Here is a 16,834-nt window from a genome sequence, read left to right on the forward strand (position 1 = left end):
CTCAATCCCGTGCCTTGCTGAACGGCCCGATATGCTTCGACGGCGCGAGCGCGGTCTGCTGCGGCCCGTTCGACGGATCGTCGATGCCGCCGCCGAGCGCCGACGTCAACGTCGCGTAGGACGCGAGGCGTTGCGCGCGCACGCGCGCCTCGCCGTCCTGCGCCTTGAGCAATTGCGTCTGCGCGATCAGCACGTTCAGATAATCGGTGAGGCCGCGCTTGTAGCCTTCGTTCGCGAGATCGTAGTTCTTGCGCGCGGCGGCGACGGAGCGGCCCGACGCTTCGAGCTGCGTATCGAGCGAATGCACGCGCACGACCTGATCGGCGATGTCCTTGAGCGCGGCGACGAGCGTCGCGTTGTAATGATCGACGGCCTGATCGTATTGCGCCGATGCCGCGCCGAGCTGCGCGCGCAGGCGTCCGCCTTCGAAGATCGGCAGCGAGATCGCGGGGCCGAAGCTGTAGCCGGATGCGTCGCGCGTCAGGAACGAGAGCAGCGCGCCGCCCGCGAACGCCTGCGTCAGCGACGCAGCGAGATTGATGTTCGGATAGAAGCCGGCCTTCGCGACATCGATGCCACGCGCTTGCGCGGCCACCATCCAGCGCGCCGCGACGATATCCGGCCGATGTCCGACGAGTTCCGCCGGCAGCGCGGAGGGCAGGGAGAGCGGCGTGGCGAGCGACAGGTCGGGACGCGTGAGCGCTTCGCCCGCGCCGGGGCCGTCGCCGGCGAGCGCCGCCAACTGGTTGCGCGCCAGTTGGATCTCTTCCTTGTAGACATCGACCTGACGTTCGTACTCGGGCAAGGGCGCTTCGGCCTGGCTGACTTCGAGCTGCGTGCCGAGCCCGCCTTTCAAACGTCGCCGCGCGAGATCCGCGATGCGCTCCTGCTGCGCGAGCGTCTGCTCCGCGATATCGAGCAGCGCGAACGACTGCGAAAAGCCGATATACGCGCGCACGACGTTCGTTTCGAGTTCGAGTTGCGCGGCGCGGGCATCGGCGGCGCGAACGTGTGCGACGTCCAGTGCGCGCTCGGCGTTGCTGTCGTCGCGATGCCAGAGATCGAGGTTGTACGACAGCGACAGGCCCGCGGTGTTGTCCCAGGTGGTCGTGTCGGCATACGTGCCGGGGCCGTAGAAATCGTTGTTGGGCCAGTTCTTGCGAGCGATGCTCATCGAGCCGTCGACGTGCGGCAGCAACTCGGAGTGCGCGACGCCCGCCTGTTGCTGCGCTTCGCGCACGCGCGCCGCGGCCATCGCGAGCGTGGGGCTGCCGGCGGTCGCGCGTGCGATCCACGCGTCGAGTTGCGGGTCGCGATAGGCGCGCCACCATTGCTCGGCGGGCCATTGGGCGTCTGCGTTGGCGGCGCGAATGGCGCTGCCGGCATCGAGCGTCGCCGCGTCCGTGAGGGAATCCTGCGGCGCGATTTTGCCCGTGCTTGCGCATCCACCGATTGTTAATAGTGCTGCAAGAACGGCCGCGCCTGCAGCGCTTCTGGACAGTCGTCCCCGCACGATTCACTCCTAAAATGAATTAGATGCCAAGAAGTGATTATATTTTTGCGCAGATTGTCGAATAACCCGTAAGGATGCAAAGCATTTTTACGAGGGATGTGATAATCGTTGTTGTTACGCGTGTAACAATCCGAGTCACGAACGATTTTTAAGACGGAATTAGCGGCATGGACACGCTCCAGAACATGCGCGTATTTGTGCGGGTCGTGGAAGCGGGCAGCTTCACCGCGGCCGCGCAGCATCTGAACACGACGACGGCTTACGCATCGCGCGCCGTATCCGACCTCGAGGCGCACTTGCGCGCGCGCTTGCTGAACCGGACAACGCGGCGCATCGCGCTCACCGAAGCGGGCGAGCGCTATCTGCAACGCTGCGAGCAAATCCTCGCCTATGTCGATCAGGCGGAAGCCGAGGCCGGCGATGCGCACGCGCGTCCGTCCGGCAAGCTCAAGGTCCATTCGATGACGAGCTTCGGCCAGCACTACGTCGTGCCGATGATCTCGCGCTATCAGCAGCGGCATCCTTCGGTGCAGGTCGATCTGACGCTCGCGCAGCGCGTGCCCGATCTGCTCGACGAAGGCTACGACGTGTCGATCGTGCTCGCTTCCGATCTGCCGGATTCGGGTCTGGTGTCGGCGCGTCTCGGCTCGGTGTACAGCATCGCGTGCGCGTCGCCGGCGTACATCGAGAAGAACGGCGCGCCGCACGTGCTCTCCGATCTCGTGCGCCATACCTGCCTGCATCTGATGACGCCGGTGTTTCCGGCCGACCGCTGGGTTTTCGACGGCCCGAACGGTCAGGAGACGGTGAGTCTCGGGCCGTCCACGTTCACGGTCAACGTCGCCGAGGCGATGGTCGCCGCGATCCGCGAAAGCATGGGCATTGGCGTGCTGCCGACGTCGTCCGCGCTGCCGGGCTTGCGCGCGGGCACGCTCGTGCGCGTGCTGCCGCAATACACGATGCAGGAGTTGAACGTGTACGCGCTCTATCCGTCGCGGCAGTATCTCGATGCCAAGATCCGCACGTGGGTCGAGTTCCTGCGCGAGGCGCTGCCCGACACGCTCGCGGCCGACGCGGAATCGCTCAAGGAATTCGTCGTCGCCTGAACACGGATGAAGCTGCGTTCAGTTACGAAAAAAGCCGCGGCGCAACACTTGCTTACTCACGATTTGTCCGCAGCTTGATACTTTCTGCACTGGTTCTCACGCATCTTTGACCGGGATAAGTCACATGAGTACGCCCCTTTTGCTCGCACTCGCCGCGCTTCTCGTCCTGCTCGCCGTTCCGGCGTCGCGCGATCTGTTCAACGCCATGCGCGCGCAGTCGGAGCGCGAGGCGAAGCGGCGCCTGGTGCCGATCCGTATCGACGACGATCGGCCGCGGCGCTAAACGAACTTCACACAGCCTTCACAGCGAGGCTTCGAGCGGCTCGATGAGTCGCGGCTCATCATTGGTCGCGCGATTCACATCGGCCGATACGCGGTGCCAGACGAAGTGCGACGCCGGCACGCCGTCCGACTCGACGAGCGCCGCGAGATCGTCGGGCGACGCGTCCGGATCGAGCCAGCGGCGCGCGTTTGCCGGCGCGAACACGAGCGGACGCCGGTCATGCACGTCGACGAGTCCTTCGTCCGCCGCCGCCGTCACGATGACGAAGCCCGCGCCGGGCGCGGCAGCGTCGTCGTCGCGCATGATGCTCGTCAGCGCGGCGAGGTACATCGGCTCGCCGTCCGCGCGCTGAATGAAGTAGGGCTGCTTGAAAGGCTTCGCGGCGGGGTCTCCCGGGCGTGGCTCGATACGCCATTCGAACCAGCCATCGGCCGGCACGAGAATGCGCGCCTTCTTCCATAAATGCTTGAAATACGCGCTCGTCGCCGCCGTCTCGACGCGCGCGTTGATGGTCTGCGGCAGCTTCTTCTGAATCGCCCACGGCGGGCAATAGCCCCAATGCACCGCGCGGATGGTTTCGTCGGGATAGACGGCGAGCGGATGCGTGCCGGGCGACAGGTTATAGCCGGGACGCCTGTCGGCGGCATCGACCAGCACGAACGGATTTCTCAGATGCAGACGCTGCGCGTAATGCATCGGCAGTCGGTACTGGCTGATTCGGCCGCACATGGCGTTCCTCCGCAAAGTCCGCGACGTTTCAAATTTCGACGACCTTGTCCCACGCGAAATCCGGATTCTCCCACCGTTGCTCGCGGCGGCTGAAGTAGCCGCGCGGATTGCACACGACGCGCGTGCCGTCCACTTCGTAATCGAACGACGTATGCGTGTGGCCGTGAATCCACAACGACGCGGGCGCGCGCGCGAGCGACGGCAGATGATTCACGAAGCCCGCGGACACGAGATCTTCCGCGTAACGCGGCGCGAGGCTCTGGCGCATCGGCGCGTGGTGCGTGACGACGATCGTTTGCCCTGCGAACGGCTTCGCGAGTTCGCTCTCGAGCCATGCGCGCGACTGTTCGTGCAGCGCGAGGGAATCGTCCGGTGCGAATTCGCGCGGTTCGCCGTCCGGCTCGGGCCACGCGAGTTGAATGAGGCCCTTATAGTCGAGCATCACTTTCGTGCACGCGGCCTTGGCGTTTTCGATTTGCGCATCGCCGGAGCCGAACAGCGCGAAGTCGGTCCACAGCGTCGTGCCAAGCACGCGCCACGCGCCGCGCCGATCCACCAGCGACGCGTTGTTCAGATAGTGCACGTTGTCGACGCTGCGCGCGGCGTCCTGCATTGCCGCTTCCATCGCGCCGAACTCGGCGTCGTAGTATTCGTGATTGCCGGGCACGTAGACGACGGGCACGTCGGAATCGAAATTTTCCGCGGCCCAGCGCAAACCTTCGGCGTGGTTGTGAATGTCGCCAGCGAGCACGACGAGATCGGCCTGTGCATACGGAATCGCCAGCGGCTCGTCGCATTCGAGATGCAGGTCGGACAGCACGCGAATCTTCATGCGATGTTCTCCTTCGCGAGCGTCGCGTTCCAGCGCACGACCTTGCCGGGATTCATCAGGTTGTCCGGATCGAGCGCGGCCTTGATCGTCTGCATGAGACGGACTTCGACCGGCGACTTGTAGTGCATCGCTTCATCCACCTTCAACTGGCCGATGCCGTGCTCCGCGCTGATGCTGCCGCGGTGCCGGTGCACCTGGTCATACACGAGCGCGTTGATCGGCGTCTGGAATTCGCCGAGGAAGCGCTTTGGGTCGACGCCTTCGGGCGCCTGCACGTTGTAGTGCAGGTTGCCGTCGCCGAGATGGCCGAACGTCACCATGCGCACGCCGGGCACTCTCTTCGCGATGATCGCATCGGTTTCCTCGATGAACCGCCCGATGCTCGAAATGGGCACGGCGATGTCATGTTTGATGTTCAGACCTTCCTCGGCCTGCGCGAGCGGAATATGCTCGCGCAGATCCCAGAAAGCCTGCGACTGCGCGAGGTTTTCCGCGACGACGGCATCTTCCACGATGCCCTTCTCGAGCGCTTCTTCCATCAGCCGCTCGAAGAGGGCGCGGGCGTGCTCGTCGCTTTCGCTGTCGGAAAGTTCGAGCAGCACGGTTTGCGCGTGCGGTTTGCCGAACGGATAGCGCAGTTGCGGGAAATGCTTGCCGACGAGCCGCATCGAGAAATCGGACATCAGCTCGAAGCCGGTCAGAAGCGCGCCCGCGTGATGCTGCGCCAGCGAGAGAAAGTCGAGCGCGGCATGCGGCGAAGCGAGCCCGGCCAGCGCCGTGACCTTCGCGACCGGCGCGGGATGCAGCTTCATGACCGCCGCCGTGATGATGCCTAGCGTGCCTTCCGCCCCGATGAAGAGATCGCGCAGATCGTAGCCGGTGTTGTCCTTGCGCAGCCCGCGCAGGCCGTCCCAGATTTCGCCCTGCGGCGTCACGACTTCGAGGCCGAGACACAGCTCGCGCGTGTTGCCATAGCGCAGCACGCCGGTGCCGCCCGCGTTCGTCGAGAGATTGCCGCCGATGGTGCAGCTGCCTTCGGCGGCGAGACTCAACGGGAACAGCCGTTGCGCTTCTTCGGCGCGCGCCTGGATTTCGGCGAGCACGACGCCCGCTTCGACGGTGATCGTGTTGTTATGCGGATCGACGCCGCGCACGCGATTGAGCCGCTTCAGGCTGATGACGGCTTGCGCCCCGCTCGAATCTGGCGTTGCGCCGCCTGCGAGACCGGTGTTGCCGCCCTGCGGCACGATCGCGACGCGATGCTCGCGAGCGATCCGGACCACGGCCGCGACCTGCGCGGTATCGGCGGGCAGCAGCACGGCGCACGCAGTGCCGCGATAGCGCTTGCGCCAGTCGACGAGGTACGGCTCGGTATCGTAGGCGTCGGTCAGGACATGCGATGCACCGAGAGCGTCGGCGCACGCGGCGATGAAAGCTTGAGTGGCGGTCATGGGCAGATGGGCAAAGGATCCGGTAGAGCGTAGTGCACAGTATCGCGCAGGCGAGCGGCGCGCGACCCTCGTCCGAATGGCATAGGCACGCGCGCACGGTGAGGTTTCATGCTACAAAGCATCACGTCCGGGCAGAACGCGGGCGAAAAAAGCGAACGTTTCAGCTTTTTTCCGCACGAGCGTTCAACCGGGCCGCGCGTTTGAAGGGCGCGACGTACGCGAGCGCGCAGACGAAGAACGCGAGGGCGAGCGCTGCTTCCAGCCAGGCGAGCGACGCGGGGAGGCGCGCATCGGTCATGCCGCGCACGATGCCTTCGGCGAAATACAGCAGCACGAGCATCGACGCCCATTGCAGCGTGTAGAGATTTTTGCGCGCGACGCCCGGCAGCGCGCACGCGAGCGGTAGCGCCTTCAGCGCAAGCGCCCATGCGCCCGGACGCAGCGGCGCGAGCCAGAGCTCCCAGACGAGCGCGAGCACGACGAGCGCCACGAGGCTCGCAAGCGCGCCCGATGCGAGCGCGCCGTTGGGACGTGCTGTGGAGATCGGCGTGGTCATGCGGAACGGGCGCCGCGCACGAGATTGAGCGCGGTGCGTGAGAGCCGTGCGCCGAGCGCGATTGCGAGCGCCTTCTCGTCGGCGGAAATGCCGTGCCGCTGATTTTCGTCGCCGCCCGCGCGGGCGTGATGAGACGCGCCGTAGGGCGTGCCGCCGCTTTGCGTCGTGGTGAGCCGCGATTCGGTGTACGGGATGCCGACGATCATCATGCCGTGGTGCAGCAGCGGCAGCATCATCGAAAGAAGCGTGCTTTCCTGGCCGCCGTGCAGGCTGCCGGTGGACGTGAACACGCTGGCAGGCTTGCCCGAAAGCGCGCCGGACAGCCATTGCGGCGTGGTGCCGTCGAGGAAGTACTTGAGCGGCGCGGCCATGTTGCCGAAGCGCGTAGGCGAGCCGAGCGCGAGGCCGGCGCATTCTTCGAGATCGCGCAATTCGGCGTAGGGCGGTCCGTCGGCGGGAATGTCGGGCTGGGTCGCTTCGCAGACCGTGGAAACCGGCGGCACGGTTCGCACACGCGCCTGCATGCCGGCCACGCTATCGACGCCCTGGGCGATTGCGAGTGCGAGCTCGCGCGTCGCGCCGTGGCGGCTGTAGTAAAGCACGAGGATGTCGTTCATAAGGCTTTTTTAGTGAACGGCTATTATAGGTATTGGGTGATTTTCGTGGCGAGAAGCGGCTTTGCACGCGGGACGCCATGACGGGAGAACGCGTTTGCAGCACGTTTTTATCGATCTCGCGGCGGTCAGGCGTCTCGCCAGTTTTGTCGCGCGGCGCATCGGCGAAGACCGCGTCGCGCAAGTGGCGGGCAGCCTCACGTTCACGAGCGTGTTGTCGCTCGTGCCACTCGCCACGGTCGCGTTCGCGCTCTTCACCGCGTTCCCGATCTTTGGCTCCTTCCAGGCGTCGCTTCAGGACTTCCTCGCGGTGCACCTGATGCCGCCGCAGATCAACGATCAGATCTTCAAGTATCTGAACCAGTTCGCGTCGAAGGCGAAGGGGCTGACGACCGTCGGCATGATCATTCTGTTCGTCACCTCCGTCATGACGATGATGACGGTCGAGTCCGCGTTCAACGTGATCTGGCGCGTGAAGAAGGCGCGCCCGATCGCGCAGCGCGTGCTCGTCTACTGGTCGATCATCACGCTCGGGCCGATTCTCTTCGGCTGCAGCCTGTCGATCTCCTCGTACGTGTTCGCGCATTCGGTCGCGTTCGCGGGCTCGCACAACCTGATGCCGCCGATCGTCGAATGGGCGCTCACAGGCGTCTCGCTGCCGCTCACGGCGCTCGCCTTCACGTTCATCTACGTCTATATGCCGAACTGCAAGGTCGAATGGCGCGATGCGATCGTCGGCGGGCTGATCGCGGCCGTCGCGTTCGAACTCGGCAAGCGCGGCTTCGGCTATTACGTACGGCGCATTCCGACCTACACCGCCGTCTACGGCGCGTTCGCGGCGCTGCCGGTCTTTCTGCTGTGGGTGTATCTGTGCTGGATGTTCGCGCTCATCGGCGCGATGGTCACATCCGCGCTGCCTGCGATTCGCACGGGGCAATATCATCGGCGCGATTTTCCGGGCAGCGATCTGCTCGATGCACTCGAGATCCTCGCGCGGCTCGTCGAGGCGCGGGACGAGGGCAAGCCCGGCTACACGTCCTTGCAGCTTTCGACCCTGGCGCGCTGCGATCTCGATACGTCGACGAGGCTGATCGCGCGGCTCGACGCGCTCGGCTGGATCGGCAGGCTGGAGGATTCGCGCATGCCGCGTTATGTGCTGATCGCCAATCCGAATCAGATCACGGTGACGATGCTCTTCGAGCAGTTCGTGATCGATCGCGCGGAACTCGAATATCAACTGAAGCTGGATGCGGCGCAGGTCGACTGCGGCGCGTTGATGAACGCGCTGGATAACGAGAAGCTGGAAATCACGCTCGGCTCGCTGATCGCGGCACGCGCGTCTGCGCTGACGAGCGCGCGTCTGCGCGAGGTGCCGCGCTCGTCGATGCCGGAGCAGCCGGCCTGAGCCTTCGTTCGACGCATATCAAAGCGAGATTCTGCCGACGCAGATGTCCTTGAACATCACCCAGTCGCCCATCAGGCTGTAGATCGGGTGGCGAAACGTCGCGGGGCGGTTCTTCTCGAAAAAGAAATGGCCGATCCACGCGAAGCCATAACCGCAGACGACGGCCGCGGGCAGCCACAGCCAGTCGCCGGTTGCGATCGCCATCGCGAGGCTGCCGATCACGCCCAGCGATCCGATGAAGTGCAGCCTGCGCGACACCAGGTTGCGATGCTCTTCGAGGTAATAGGGATAAAACTCGGCGAAATTCGCGAAATGTTCACCATGTGCGGTGTGCGCCATGACGGCCTCCCTGATGATGCGTGCCGGTGTCTGAAGATTAGCCAGCAAGAATCATTCTGCGACTGCCAGTCGCGCCATGCAAGCAGCCACGGCGGGCTTGCGCGGCGCGCCGCACGCGCGTTTTCAGGCCGACGGCGCTTTCGCGCTGGCGCACGCGAGCGCGAAAGCGAACAGCGCATCGAGCGTCGCGTCGGGCTGCTCGGTCATGATCGCGTGGCCCGCATCGAGTTCCACGGTCTTCAAGGACGCGCCGGCTTTCCTGAAGGCATCGACGAGCGGACGGGCAGCGCGCGGCGGCGTCATCAGGTCGCGCTTGCCGCTCACGATGCACACCGGGCAACGCACGGCGGCCGCGCGTTCGAGCGCGTCGGCGTAGGTGTTGCAGGCGCTGAAATCGGTATGAAAAAGCAGCGCTTCGCCGCGCAGGCTCACGCGTTCCATGAGCCGCTGATTCACGCCTTGCAGCCAGAAGCCCGGCGCGGGACTCGACGGCTTCGCGGCGATCGTCGAATGCGACCATTGGTTGACCATCGCGATGGCTTCGGGCTCGTGCTCGCGTGCGGCGTCGAGCAGCGTATCGGAGACGGCCATCGGCGCGGCCGTCGCGAGCAGGGCGAGACCCGCCGCGCGGTCGGGATAGCGGCCAGCGGCATCGAGTGCGATCAGCGAGCCCATGCTGTGGCCGACGAAGAGCGCTTGCTGCACGCCGGCCGCGTCGAGCACGGCGATGACCCAGTCGGCGAACTCGCCGATGGTCGAAAGCGCGGGACCGGCGCTTCTTCCGTGACTCGGCAGATCGAGCGCGAGCACGCCGAAACCGTGATGCGCGAAATAGCGCGTCTGCAAGGCCCAGACGCTGTGATCGTGTTCCGCGCCGTGAATGAACACGACGGCGGGGCGCGTCGCGTCGAAAGGCTTGCCGCCGGTGTAGGCATAGGCCGCGCGGCCGTGGACGTCGAGGATCATGCGCGGCTCCCGAGCAGCGCGGCGGCGCTCGCGTCCGGAGCGCTTTCTGCCGCTTTCTGCGCGGCTTTCAGCGCGCGCTTGAGATCGTCGATGAGATCGTCGGGATCTTCCAGTCCGATCGACAGACGGATGCGCCCCGGCCCGATGCCCGCAGCTTCGAGCGCGGCGGCATCCATGCGGAAGTGCGTCGTCGATGCTGGATGAATCACGAGCGAGCGCGCATCGCCGACGTTCGCGAGATGTGAAAACAGCGTGAGCGTTTCGATGAACTTGCGCGCCGCCGGCACGCCGCCCTTCAGATCGAAGCTGAAGACCGCGCCGGCGCCGCGCGGCAAGAGACGTCCGGCGAGCGCGTGATCGCGATGCGTCGGCAGTTCGGGATAGGCCACGCCTTCCACTGCCGGCGAACTCAGCAGGAACTCGATCACCTTGCGCGTATTCGCGACATGCCGATCCATGCGTAGCGGCAAGGTTTCGATGCCTTGCAGCAGTTGCCACGCCGCCTGCGGATGCAGACACGCGCCGAAATCGCGCAAGCCTTCGCGCCGCGCGCGCAACAGGAACGGCGCGACGGTGCTCTCTTCGGCGAACACCATGCCGTGAAAGCCGTCGTAAGGCTCGGTGAACTCGGGGAAGCGTCCGCTCGCGGTGAAATCGAACGTGCCGCCGTCGACGAGCACGCCGCCGATCGTCGTCCCATGTCCGCCGAGAAACTTGGTCGCGGAGTGATAGACGAGATCCGCGCCGTGCTCGAACGGACGCAGCAGATACGGCGTCGTGAACGTGGAATCGACGAGCAGCGGCACGGCGTGCTCGTGCGCGATTTCCGCGACGCCCGCAATGTCGAGCACGTCGAGCCCCGGATTGCCGAGCGTTTCGCCGAAGAAAAGCCGCGTGTTCGGCCGTGCCGCCGCGCGCCATGCATCGAGATCGTGCGGCTTCACGAATGTCGTCTCGATGCCGAAGCGCCGCAGCGTGTAATGCAGCAGATTGTGCGAGCCGCCGTAGAGCGCGCTGGACGCGACGATGTGCGAGCCCGCGCCCATCAGCGTCGCGATCGCGAGATGCAGCGCGGCCTGGCCGCTCGCCGTGCCGATGGCGCCGACGCCGCCTTCGAGCGCCGCGACGCGCTCCTCGAACACCGCGACGGTCGGATTCGAGATGCGCGAGTACACGTGCCCCGAGCGCTCCATGTTGAAGAGCGCGGCGGCGTGATCGCTGTCGCGAAAGGTGAACGACGTCGTCTGATAAATCGGCGTCGCGCGCGCGCCGGTGACGGGATCGGGCGCGGCGCCCGCGTGCAGCGCGAGCGTGTCGAAACGGTTGGCTGGCATCATAGGCGGCCGGCGCGCGAGACGGCCGGCGTGCGGCGAAAATGAGGGTCAATCATCCTAACATCGGATGCGCGCGCCCAAACCTAGGGCGAACGCGCGGCCTTCGATCGCGCAAAGCCTTGTCCGTTCGGCCAATGCGGGCGAACCGTCGTCCCGTTCGCTTTCCTTTTGCGGGCCTTTCCGATAGCATCGGCCTATGGTTTCATCATCGTTCGGCCAATCGAACAGGCATTTCGCTAGGAGACAGTCATGCGAGTCAGCGACATTCTGAAAGTTAAGGGCAACACGCTGTTCACCGTGACACCGGACACGCCGCTCTCCGACGCAATCGACACGATGGCCGCGCACGATATCGGCTCGCTCGTCGTCATGGAGTACGGCGATCTGGTCGGCATGCTGACTTTCCGCGAAATCATCCTGACGTTGCACAACAATGGCGGCTCGGTCGGCGCGACGACCATCCGCAAGGTCATGGACGACCATCCGCTCACCTGCACGCCCGAAACGGACGTAAACGAAGTGCGCCGCATGATGCTCGAACATCACGTGCGCTATCTGCCGGTCATGGAAAAGCGTCAGTTGATGGGCGTCATCTCGTTTTATGACGTCGCCAAGGCGGTCGTCGAAGAGCAGGGCTTCGAAAATCGCATGCTGAAGGCGTATATCCGCGACTGGCCGGAGCAGCAGGAAGAAGCACGCTGAGCATGTCGATGTCGCGAGGCGTCGCGCTTCGCGTGCATCGGACCCACCGAAGCGCGCCCTCATGGCGCGCTTTTTTACGTCTGGCCCAAGTGGGAGGGTTAGCATTTCGCCCGGTTTCCCTTCCATTCGGATTCGACCGCGGACATTGCGCGATCAACGCCGAACTCAACTATTGCGCAAGACATGAGTGACAAACCGCTGCGCGCCTCGCCGCGCGCTTCCCGACGTTCCCAAGCCGAAGGCGACGGCCAGTTTCGCCTGTTGCGCGAGCGCCGTTTCGCGCCGTTCTTCTGGACGCAGTTCCTCGGCGCAATGAACGACAACGTCTTCAAGGTCGGCTTCACGTCGCTCGTGACGTTTCAGGCCGCGCGCTTCTCCGGAGTCGATCCGAAGACCGCCGCGTTTCTCATTTCCGCGATTTTCATCGTGCCGTTCTTGCTGTTCTCCGCGACGTCCGGCCAGATCGCCGACAAGTACGACAAGGCCGTGCTCGCGCGGCTCGTGAAGAGCTTCGAGATCGTCGTGATGCTGATCGGCGGCGCGGGTTTTCTGCTGCACAGCGCGCCGCTGCTTTACGCGTGCACGTTTTTGATGGGCGTGCATTCGACCGTCTTCGGCCCCGTCAAATACGCGTATCTGCCGCAGCATCTCGATTCGCATGAACTCGTCGGCGGCAACGGACTCGTCGAGATGGGCACCTTCGTCGCGATCCTGATCGGCACGATCATCGGCGGGGCGGCGGCGGGCGCGTCGGAACACGGCGCGATGCTCCTCGCGATCGCGTGCATCGCGTTCGCTGTCATCGGGCGCGTAGCTTCGGCGTTCGTGCCGAAGTCGGACGCATCGCAGCCGGACTTGCGCATCAACTGGAATCCGGTCTCGGAGACATGGCGCAATCTGAAGCTCGCGAAGCAGGACCGCACGGTGTTTCTGAGCCTGCTCGGCATTTCGTGGCTGTGGTTCGTCGGCGCAACCTTTCTCACATCGTTCTTCAATTTCGCGAAGGACGTGCTTTCCGCCGATCCCGACGTCGTGACCATCCTTCTCGCGACGTTTTCCATCGGCATCGGCACGGGATCGCTACTGTGCGAGCGGCTTTCGAAGCGGCGCGTCGAGATCGGGCTCGTGCCGCTCGGCTCGATCGGCATCAGCGTGTTCGCGATCGATTTGTTCTTCGCGAGCCATCGCATCGCGCCGGCCGGGCATCTGCTCAACGTCGGCGAATTCCTGATGACGCTGCCGCACTGGCGCATTCTCGCGGACCTCTTTCTGCTCGCCATGTTCGGCGGCTTCTACAGCGTGCCGCTCTACGCGCTGATCCAGGCGCGCAGTCAGCCGACTCATCGCGCGCGCATCATCGCGGCGAACAACATCCTCAATTCGTTTTTCATGATCGTGTCGGCGCTGATGGCGCTCGCGCTTACGTCGTTGGGCGTCGGCATTCCGGGACTCTTTCTGACGACCGCGCTGCTCAATGTCGTCGTCGCGGTCTATATCTATTCGCTGGTGCCGGAGTTCTTGCTGCGCTTCATCGCGTGGATTCTGGTGCACACGTTCTATCGGATCCGTCTCGTCGACGCCGAGCGCATCCCGGCGCATGGCGCGGCCGTGCTCGTGTGCAATCACGTGAGCTTCGTCGATGCGGTCGTCATCATGGCCGAAAGTCCGCGGCCGATTCGCTTCGTGATGGATCACCGCATCTTTCGCACGCCGTTCGTCGGCTGGATGTTCCGGCATGTGAAGGCGATTCCGATCGCGCCCGCACACGAAGACGCCGACATGCTCGAACGCGCGTACGCCGCCTGCACGCGGGCTTTGGATGACGGCGATCTCGTCTGCATCTTTCCCGAAGGCAAGCTGACGCGCACGGGGGATATCAATCCCTTCCGGCACGGCATCTCGGAGATTCTGCGGCGCCATCCGGCGCCCGTCGTGCCGATGGCGCTGCGCGGTCTGTGGGGCAGCGTGTTCTCGCGCCACGAAGATGCGCAATGGCCGCGTCCGATCCAGCGTGGGGCGATGACGCGGCTGACGCTCGCGGTCGGCGAACCGATCGCGCCAGAGGACGCGACGCCCGCGCATCTGCAGGAAGCCGTGTCGGTCTTGCGCGGCGCGCGGCGGTAGACGGCGCTGGCATAATAGCGGTTTCCCCGACACTTTTTTTCAGGTCGACGCTCATGTCCGGCAATACCCTTGGCACGCTCTTCACCGTCACGAATTTCGGCGAGTCGCACGGTCCGGCGATCGGCTGCGTGATCGATGGTTGCCCGCCGGGCATGGCGCTCAGCGAAGCCGATATTCAGATCGAACTCGACCGGCGCCGCCCCGGCACGTCACGTCACGTCACGCAGCGGCAGGAAGCGGATCAGGTCGAGATTCTTTCCGGCGTGTTCGAGGGCGTGACGACCGGCACGCCGATCGCGCTCCTGATCCGCAATACCGATCAGCGCAGCAAGGACTACGGCAACATCGCGCAGACCTTCCGTCCCGGTCACGCGGACTACACCTATTGGCAGAAGTACGGCGTGCGCGACTATCGCGGCGGTGGCCGGTCATCGGCGCGTCTGACCGCGCCGACCGTCGCCGCCGGCGCGGTTGCGAAGAAGTGGTTGCGTGAGAAGTTCGGTCTCGAAACGCACGGCCGCATGAGCGCGCTCGGGGAAATCGACATTCCGTTCGTCGACTGGCGCCACGTGCCCGAGAATCCGTTTTTCTCGGCGAACGAAGCAATCGTGCCGCAGCTCGAGGAATACATGGACAACCTGCGTCGCGACGGCGATTCGGTCGGTGCGCGCATCGAAGTCGTCGCGACGGGCGTGCCGGTCGGTCTCGGCGAGCCGCTTTACGATCGCCTGGACGCCGATATCGCCCACGCGATGATGGGCCTGAACGCCGTGAAGGCCGTCGAGATCGGCGCGGGCTTCGCGAGCGTCGCGCAACGCGGCTCGCAGCACGGCGACGAAATGACGCCCGAAGGCTTCGCGACGAACAATGCGGGCGGCATCCTCGGCGGCATTTCGAGCGGGCAGGACATCACGGTGTCGATCGCCATCAAGCCGACGTCGAGCATCCGCACGCCGCGTCAGTCGATCGACAAGGACGGCGCCAGTGCGACGGTCGAGACCTTCGGCCGTCACGATCCGTGCGTCGGCATCCGCGCGACGCCGATCGCCGAAGCGCTGCTCGCGCTGGTGCTGATGGATCACGCGCTGCGGCATCGTGCGCAATGCGGCGATGTGGTCGTCGGAACGCCGAAGATCGCGGCTCAAGCGCCGTCGAAATAAAAGAAAAGGGCGCCGATTTGGCGCCCTTTGTCGTTTCAGACCTCACATGTTCGGATAGTTCGGCCCGCCGCCGCCTTCCGGCGTAACCCAGACGATGTTCTGCGTCGGATCCTTGATGTCGCAGGTCTTGCAATGCACGCAGTTCTGCGCGTTGATCTGCAGGCGCTCGTTGCCGTCGTCCGACTTGACGAACTCGTACACGGCGGCGGGGCAGTAGCGGCTTTCAGGACCGGCATACGTGCGCAGGTTCACGTTGACCGGCACGCTCGGATCCTTGAGCGTCAGATGCGGGGGCTGATTCTCTTCGTGGTTCGTGTTCGAGATGAACACCGACGAGAGACGGTCGAACGTGAGCTTGCCGTCCGGCTTCGGATAGACGATCGGCTTGCATTGCGACGCCGGCTTCAGCATCTCGTGATCCCAGTGCTGATGATGCAGCGTCCACGGCACGTTGCCGCCCATCACCTTTTGCTCCAGACCGACCATGAACGTGCCGAGGTACAGACCCTTGCTCATCCACTGCTTGAAGTTGCGCGCGCGGTAGAGTTCGGTCTTGAGCCACGAACTGTCGAACGCTTCGGGATAGGCCGTGAGTTCGTCGTTCTGGCGGCCCGCCTGAACGGCTTCGAACGCGGCTTCGGCGGCCATCTTGCCGGACTTGATCGCCGCGTGGCTGCCCTTGATGCGCGATACGTTGAGGAAACCCGCGTCGTCGCCGGCAAGCGCGCCGCCCGGGAACGCGAGCTTCGGCAGCGACATCAGGCCGCCGGCGGTGATCGCGCGCGCGCCGTAGGAAATGCGCTTGCCGCCTTCGAGGAACGCGCGGATCGACGGATGCGTCTTGTAGCGCTGGAATTCCTCGAATGGCGACAGATACGGATTCGAATACCCGAGCCCGACGACGAAGCCGACCACCACCTGATTGTTGTCCATGTGGTAGAGGAACGAACCGCCGTAGGTGTCGGGTTCCAGCGGCCAGCCGGCCGTGTGGATCACGAGACCGGGCTTGTGCTTGACCGGGTCGATTTCCCACAATTCCTTGATGCCGATGCCGTACACCTGCGGATCGGCATTCTTGTTGAGCTTGAATTTCTCGATGAGCTGACGGCCCAGATGCCCGCGCGCGCCTTCGCAGAAAAGCGTGTATTTCGCGTGCAGTTCCATGCCGAGCTGAAAATTCTCCGTCGGCTCGCCGTCCTTGCCGACACCCATGTTGCCGGTGACGACGCCGCGCACCGAGCCGTCGTCCGCATACAAGACTTCGGCGGCCGGAAAGCCCGGGAAGATCTCGACGCCCACGGCCTCGGCCTGCTGGCCGAGCCAGCGCGTGACGTTGGCGAGCGATATGACGTAATTGCCGTGATTCTTGAAATTGTCGGGGAGAAGCCAGTTCGGCACCTGCTTCGCGTCGTTTTGCGACAGGAACAGGAACCGGTCTTCGGTCACTTCGACGTCGAGCGGCGCGCCTTTTTCCTTCCAGTCGGGAATGAGCTCGGACAGGCCGCGCGGATCCATGACCGCGCCGGACAGGATGTGCGCGCCGATCTCGGAGCCTTTCTCCAGGACGCACACGCCGATCTCGACGCCTTTTTCTTCCGCCAGTTGCTTCAACCGGATGGCCGCCGACAAACCGGCTGGTCCGCCGCCGACGATCACGACGTCGTATTCCATCGATTCGCGGGGACCGTATTGCTCGATGAGGCTCGCCGGGGTCATCAAT

At 64.6% G+C, this 16,834-nt stretch carries 16 protein-coding genes; 6 read left to right on the forward strand and 10 right to left on the reverse strand.

All coding sequences use genetic code 11. From position 1 onward, the window contains the following. Nucleotide 1: 1 nt before the first annotated feature. Complete coding sequence (locus tag QCE49_RS05055; RefSeq protein ID WP_250456435.1) at nt 2-1,513, reverse strand: efflux transporter outer membrane subunit; 1,512 nt, start codon at nt 1,511-1,513, stop codon at nt 2-4. Between the two features lie 167 nt (nt 1,514-1,680). Between QCE49_RS05055 and QCE49_RS05060 the strand changes: the two genes are divergently transcribed. Next, complete coding sequence (locus QCE49_RS05060; protein ID WP_008350353.1) at nt 1,681-2,619, forward strand: LysR family transcriptional regulator; 939 nt, start codon at nt 1,681-1,683, stop codon at nt 2,617-2,619. Between the two features lie 124 nt (nt 2,620-2,743). Continuing rightward, nucleotides 2,744-2,902: a hypothetical protein gene (locus tag QCE49_RS05065; protein WP_160172895.1), complete on the forward strand. Its 159-nt coding sequence runs from the start codon at nt 2,744-2,746 to the stop codon at nt 2,900-2,902. Nucleotides 2,903-2,920: 18 nt separating this feature from the next. Here QCE49_RS05065 and QCE49_RS05070 read toward each other — a convergent pair whose 3' ends face one another. From QCE49_RS05070 to wrbA, 5 genes are all read right to left on the reverse strand, one after another. Beyond that, entirely contained in the window at nt 2,921-3,631 is a 711-nt protein-coding gene (locus QCE49_RS05070) for an SOS response-associated peptidase (protein ID WP_034472073.1), read from the reverse strand. Between the two features lie 28 nt (nt 3,632-3,659). Beyond that, nucleotides 3,660-4,463, reverse strand: coding sequence for a metallophosphoesterase (locus QCE49_RS05075; protein ID WP_244807930.1), 804 nt, complete (start codon nt 4,461-4,463; stop codon nt 3,660-3,662). After that, nucleotides 4,460-5,914: an FAD-binding oxidoreductase gene (locus QCE49_RS05080; RefSeq protein WP_250456433.1), complete on the reverse strand. Its 1,455-nt coding sequence runs from the start codon at nt 5,912-5,914 to the stop codon at nt 4,460-4,462. Before QCE49_RS05080 ends, QCE49_RS05075 begins: the two co-directional genes overlap by 4 nt. Nucleotides 5,915-6,074: 160 nt before the next feature. Then, nucleotides 6,075-6,470: a DUF2069 domain-containing protein gene (locus tag QCE49_RS05085; protein ID WP_175979949.1), complete on the reverse strand. Its 396-nt coding sequence runs from the start codon at nt 6,468-6,470 to the stop codon at nt 6,075-6,077. Further along, nucleotides 6,467-7,087, reverse strand: coding sequence for an NAD(P)H:quinone oxidoreductase (wrbA, locus tag QCE49_RS05090; RefSeq protein WP_008350342.1), 621 nt, complete (start codon nt 7,085-7,087; stop codon nt 6,467-6,469). Before wrbA ends, QCE49_RS05085 begins: the two co-directional genes overlap by 4 nt. Before the next feature lie 94 nt (nt 7,088-7,181). Here wrbA and QCE49_RS05095 point away from each other — a divergent pair, with 94 nt between their 5' ends. Further along, nucleotides 7,182-8,489 carry a YihY family inner membrane protein gene (locus QCE49_RS05095; RefSeq protein WP_175979951.1) on the forward strand — a complete coding sequence of 436 codons (1,308 nt, stop codon included), beginning with the start codon at nt 7,182-7,184 and terminating at the stop codon, nt 8,487-8,489. A gap of 18 nt (nt 8,490-8,507) precedes the next feature. On the opposite strand, the gene QCE49_RS05100 is transcribed toward QCE49_RS05095, so the two are convergent. The 3 genes from QCE49_RS05100 to QCE49_RS05110 all read right to left on the reverse strand — a co-directional run bounded on the left by QCE49_RS05100 (nt 8,508) and on the right by QCE49_RS05110 (nt 11,128). Beyond that, complete coding sequence (locus QCE49_RS05100; RefSeq protein ID WP_250456432.1) at nt 8,508-8,828, reverse strand: Mpo1-like protein; 321 nt, start codon at nt 8,826-8,828, stop codon at nt 8,508-8,510. A gap of 123 nt (nt 8,829-8,951) precedes the next feature. Next, a complete protein-coding gene (locus tag QCE49_RS05105) occupies nt 8,952-9,794 on the reverse strand; it encodes an alpha/beta fold hydrolase (RefSeq protein WP_175979952.1) in 843 nt (280 codons plus the stop codon). Continuing rightward, nucleotides 9,791-11,128, reverse strand: coding sequence for an O-acetylhomoserine aminocarboxypropyltransferase (locus QCE49_RS05110; RefSeq protein WP_250456553.1), 1,338 nt, complete (start codon nt 11,126-11,128; stop codon nt 9,791-9,793). Before QCE49_RS05110 ends, QCE49_RS05105 begins: the two co-directional genes overlap by 4 nt. 249 nt (nt 11,129-11,377) lie before the next feature. On the opposite strand from QCE49_RS05110, the gene QCE49_RS05115 reads away from it, so the two are divergent. The 3 genes from QCE49_RS05115 to aroC all read left to right on the forward strand — a co-directional run bounded on the left by QCE49_RS05115 (nt 11,378) and on the right by aroC (nt 15,114). After that, nucleotides 11,378-11,830 carry a CBS domain-containing protein gene (locus QCE49_RS05115; RefSeq protein ID WP_008350333.1) on the forward strand — a complete coding sequence of 151 codons (453 nt, stop codon included), beginning with the start codon at nt 11,378-11,380 and terminating at the stop codon, nt 11,828-11,830. Between the two features lie 183 nt (nt 11,831-12,013). After that, complete coding sequence (locus QCE49_RS05120) at nt 12,014-13,954, forward strand: MFS transporter (RefSeq protein ID WP_008350330.1); 1,941 nt, start codon at nt 12,014-12,016, stop codon at nt 13,952-13,954. 53 nt (nt 13,955-14,007) lie between these two features. After that, nucleotides 14,008-15,114, forward strand: a complete 1,107-nt coding sequence (gene aroC / locus QCE49_RS05125) for a chorismate synthase (RefSeq protein WP_034472056.1) — start codon at nt 14,008-14,010, stop codon at nt 15,112-15,114. 42 nt (nt 15,115-15,156) lie between these two features. Here the strand turns inward: aroC and QCE49_RS05130 are convergent, their stop codons facing one another. Further along, complete coding sequence (locus QCE49_RS05130; RefSeq protein ID WP_250456430.1) at nt 15,157-16,830, reverse strand: electron transfer flavoprotein-ubiquinone oxidoreductase; 1,674 nt, start codon at nt 16,828-16,830, stop codon at nt 15,157-15,159. Nucleotides 16,831-16,834: the final 4 nt, after the last annotated feature.

The sequence above is a fragment of the Caballeronia sp. LZ008 genome, assembly GCF_031451435.1.
In the GTDB taxonomy this organism is placed as follows: domain Bacteria; phylum Pseudomonadota; class Gammaproteobacteria; order Burkholderiales; family Burkholderiaceae; genus Caballeronia; species Caballeronia zhejiangensis.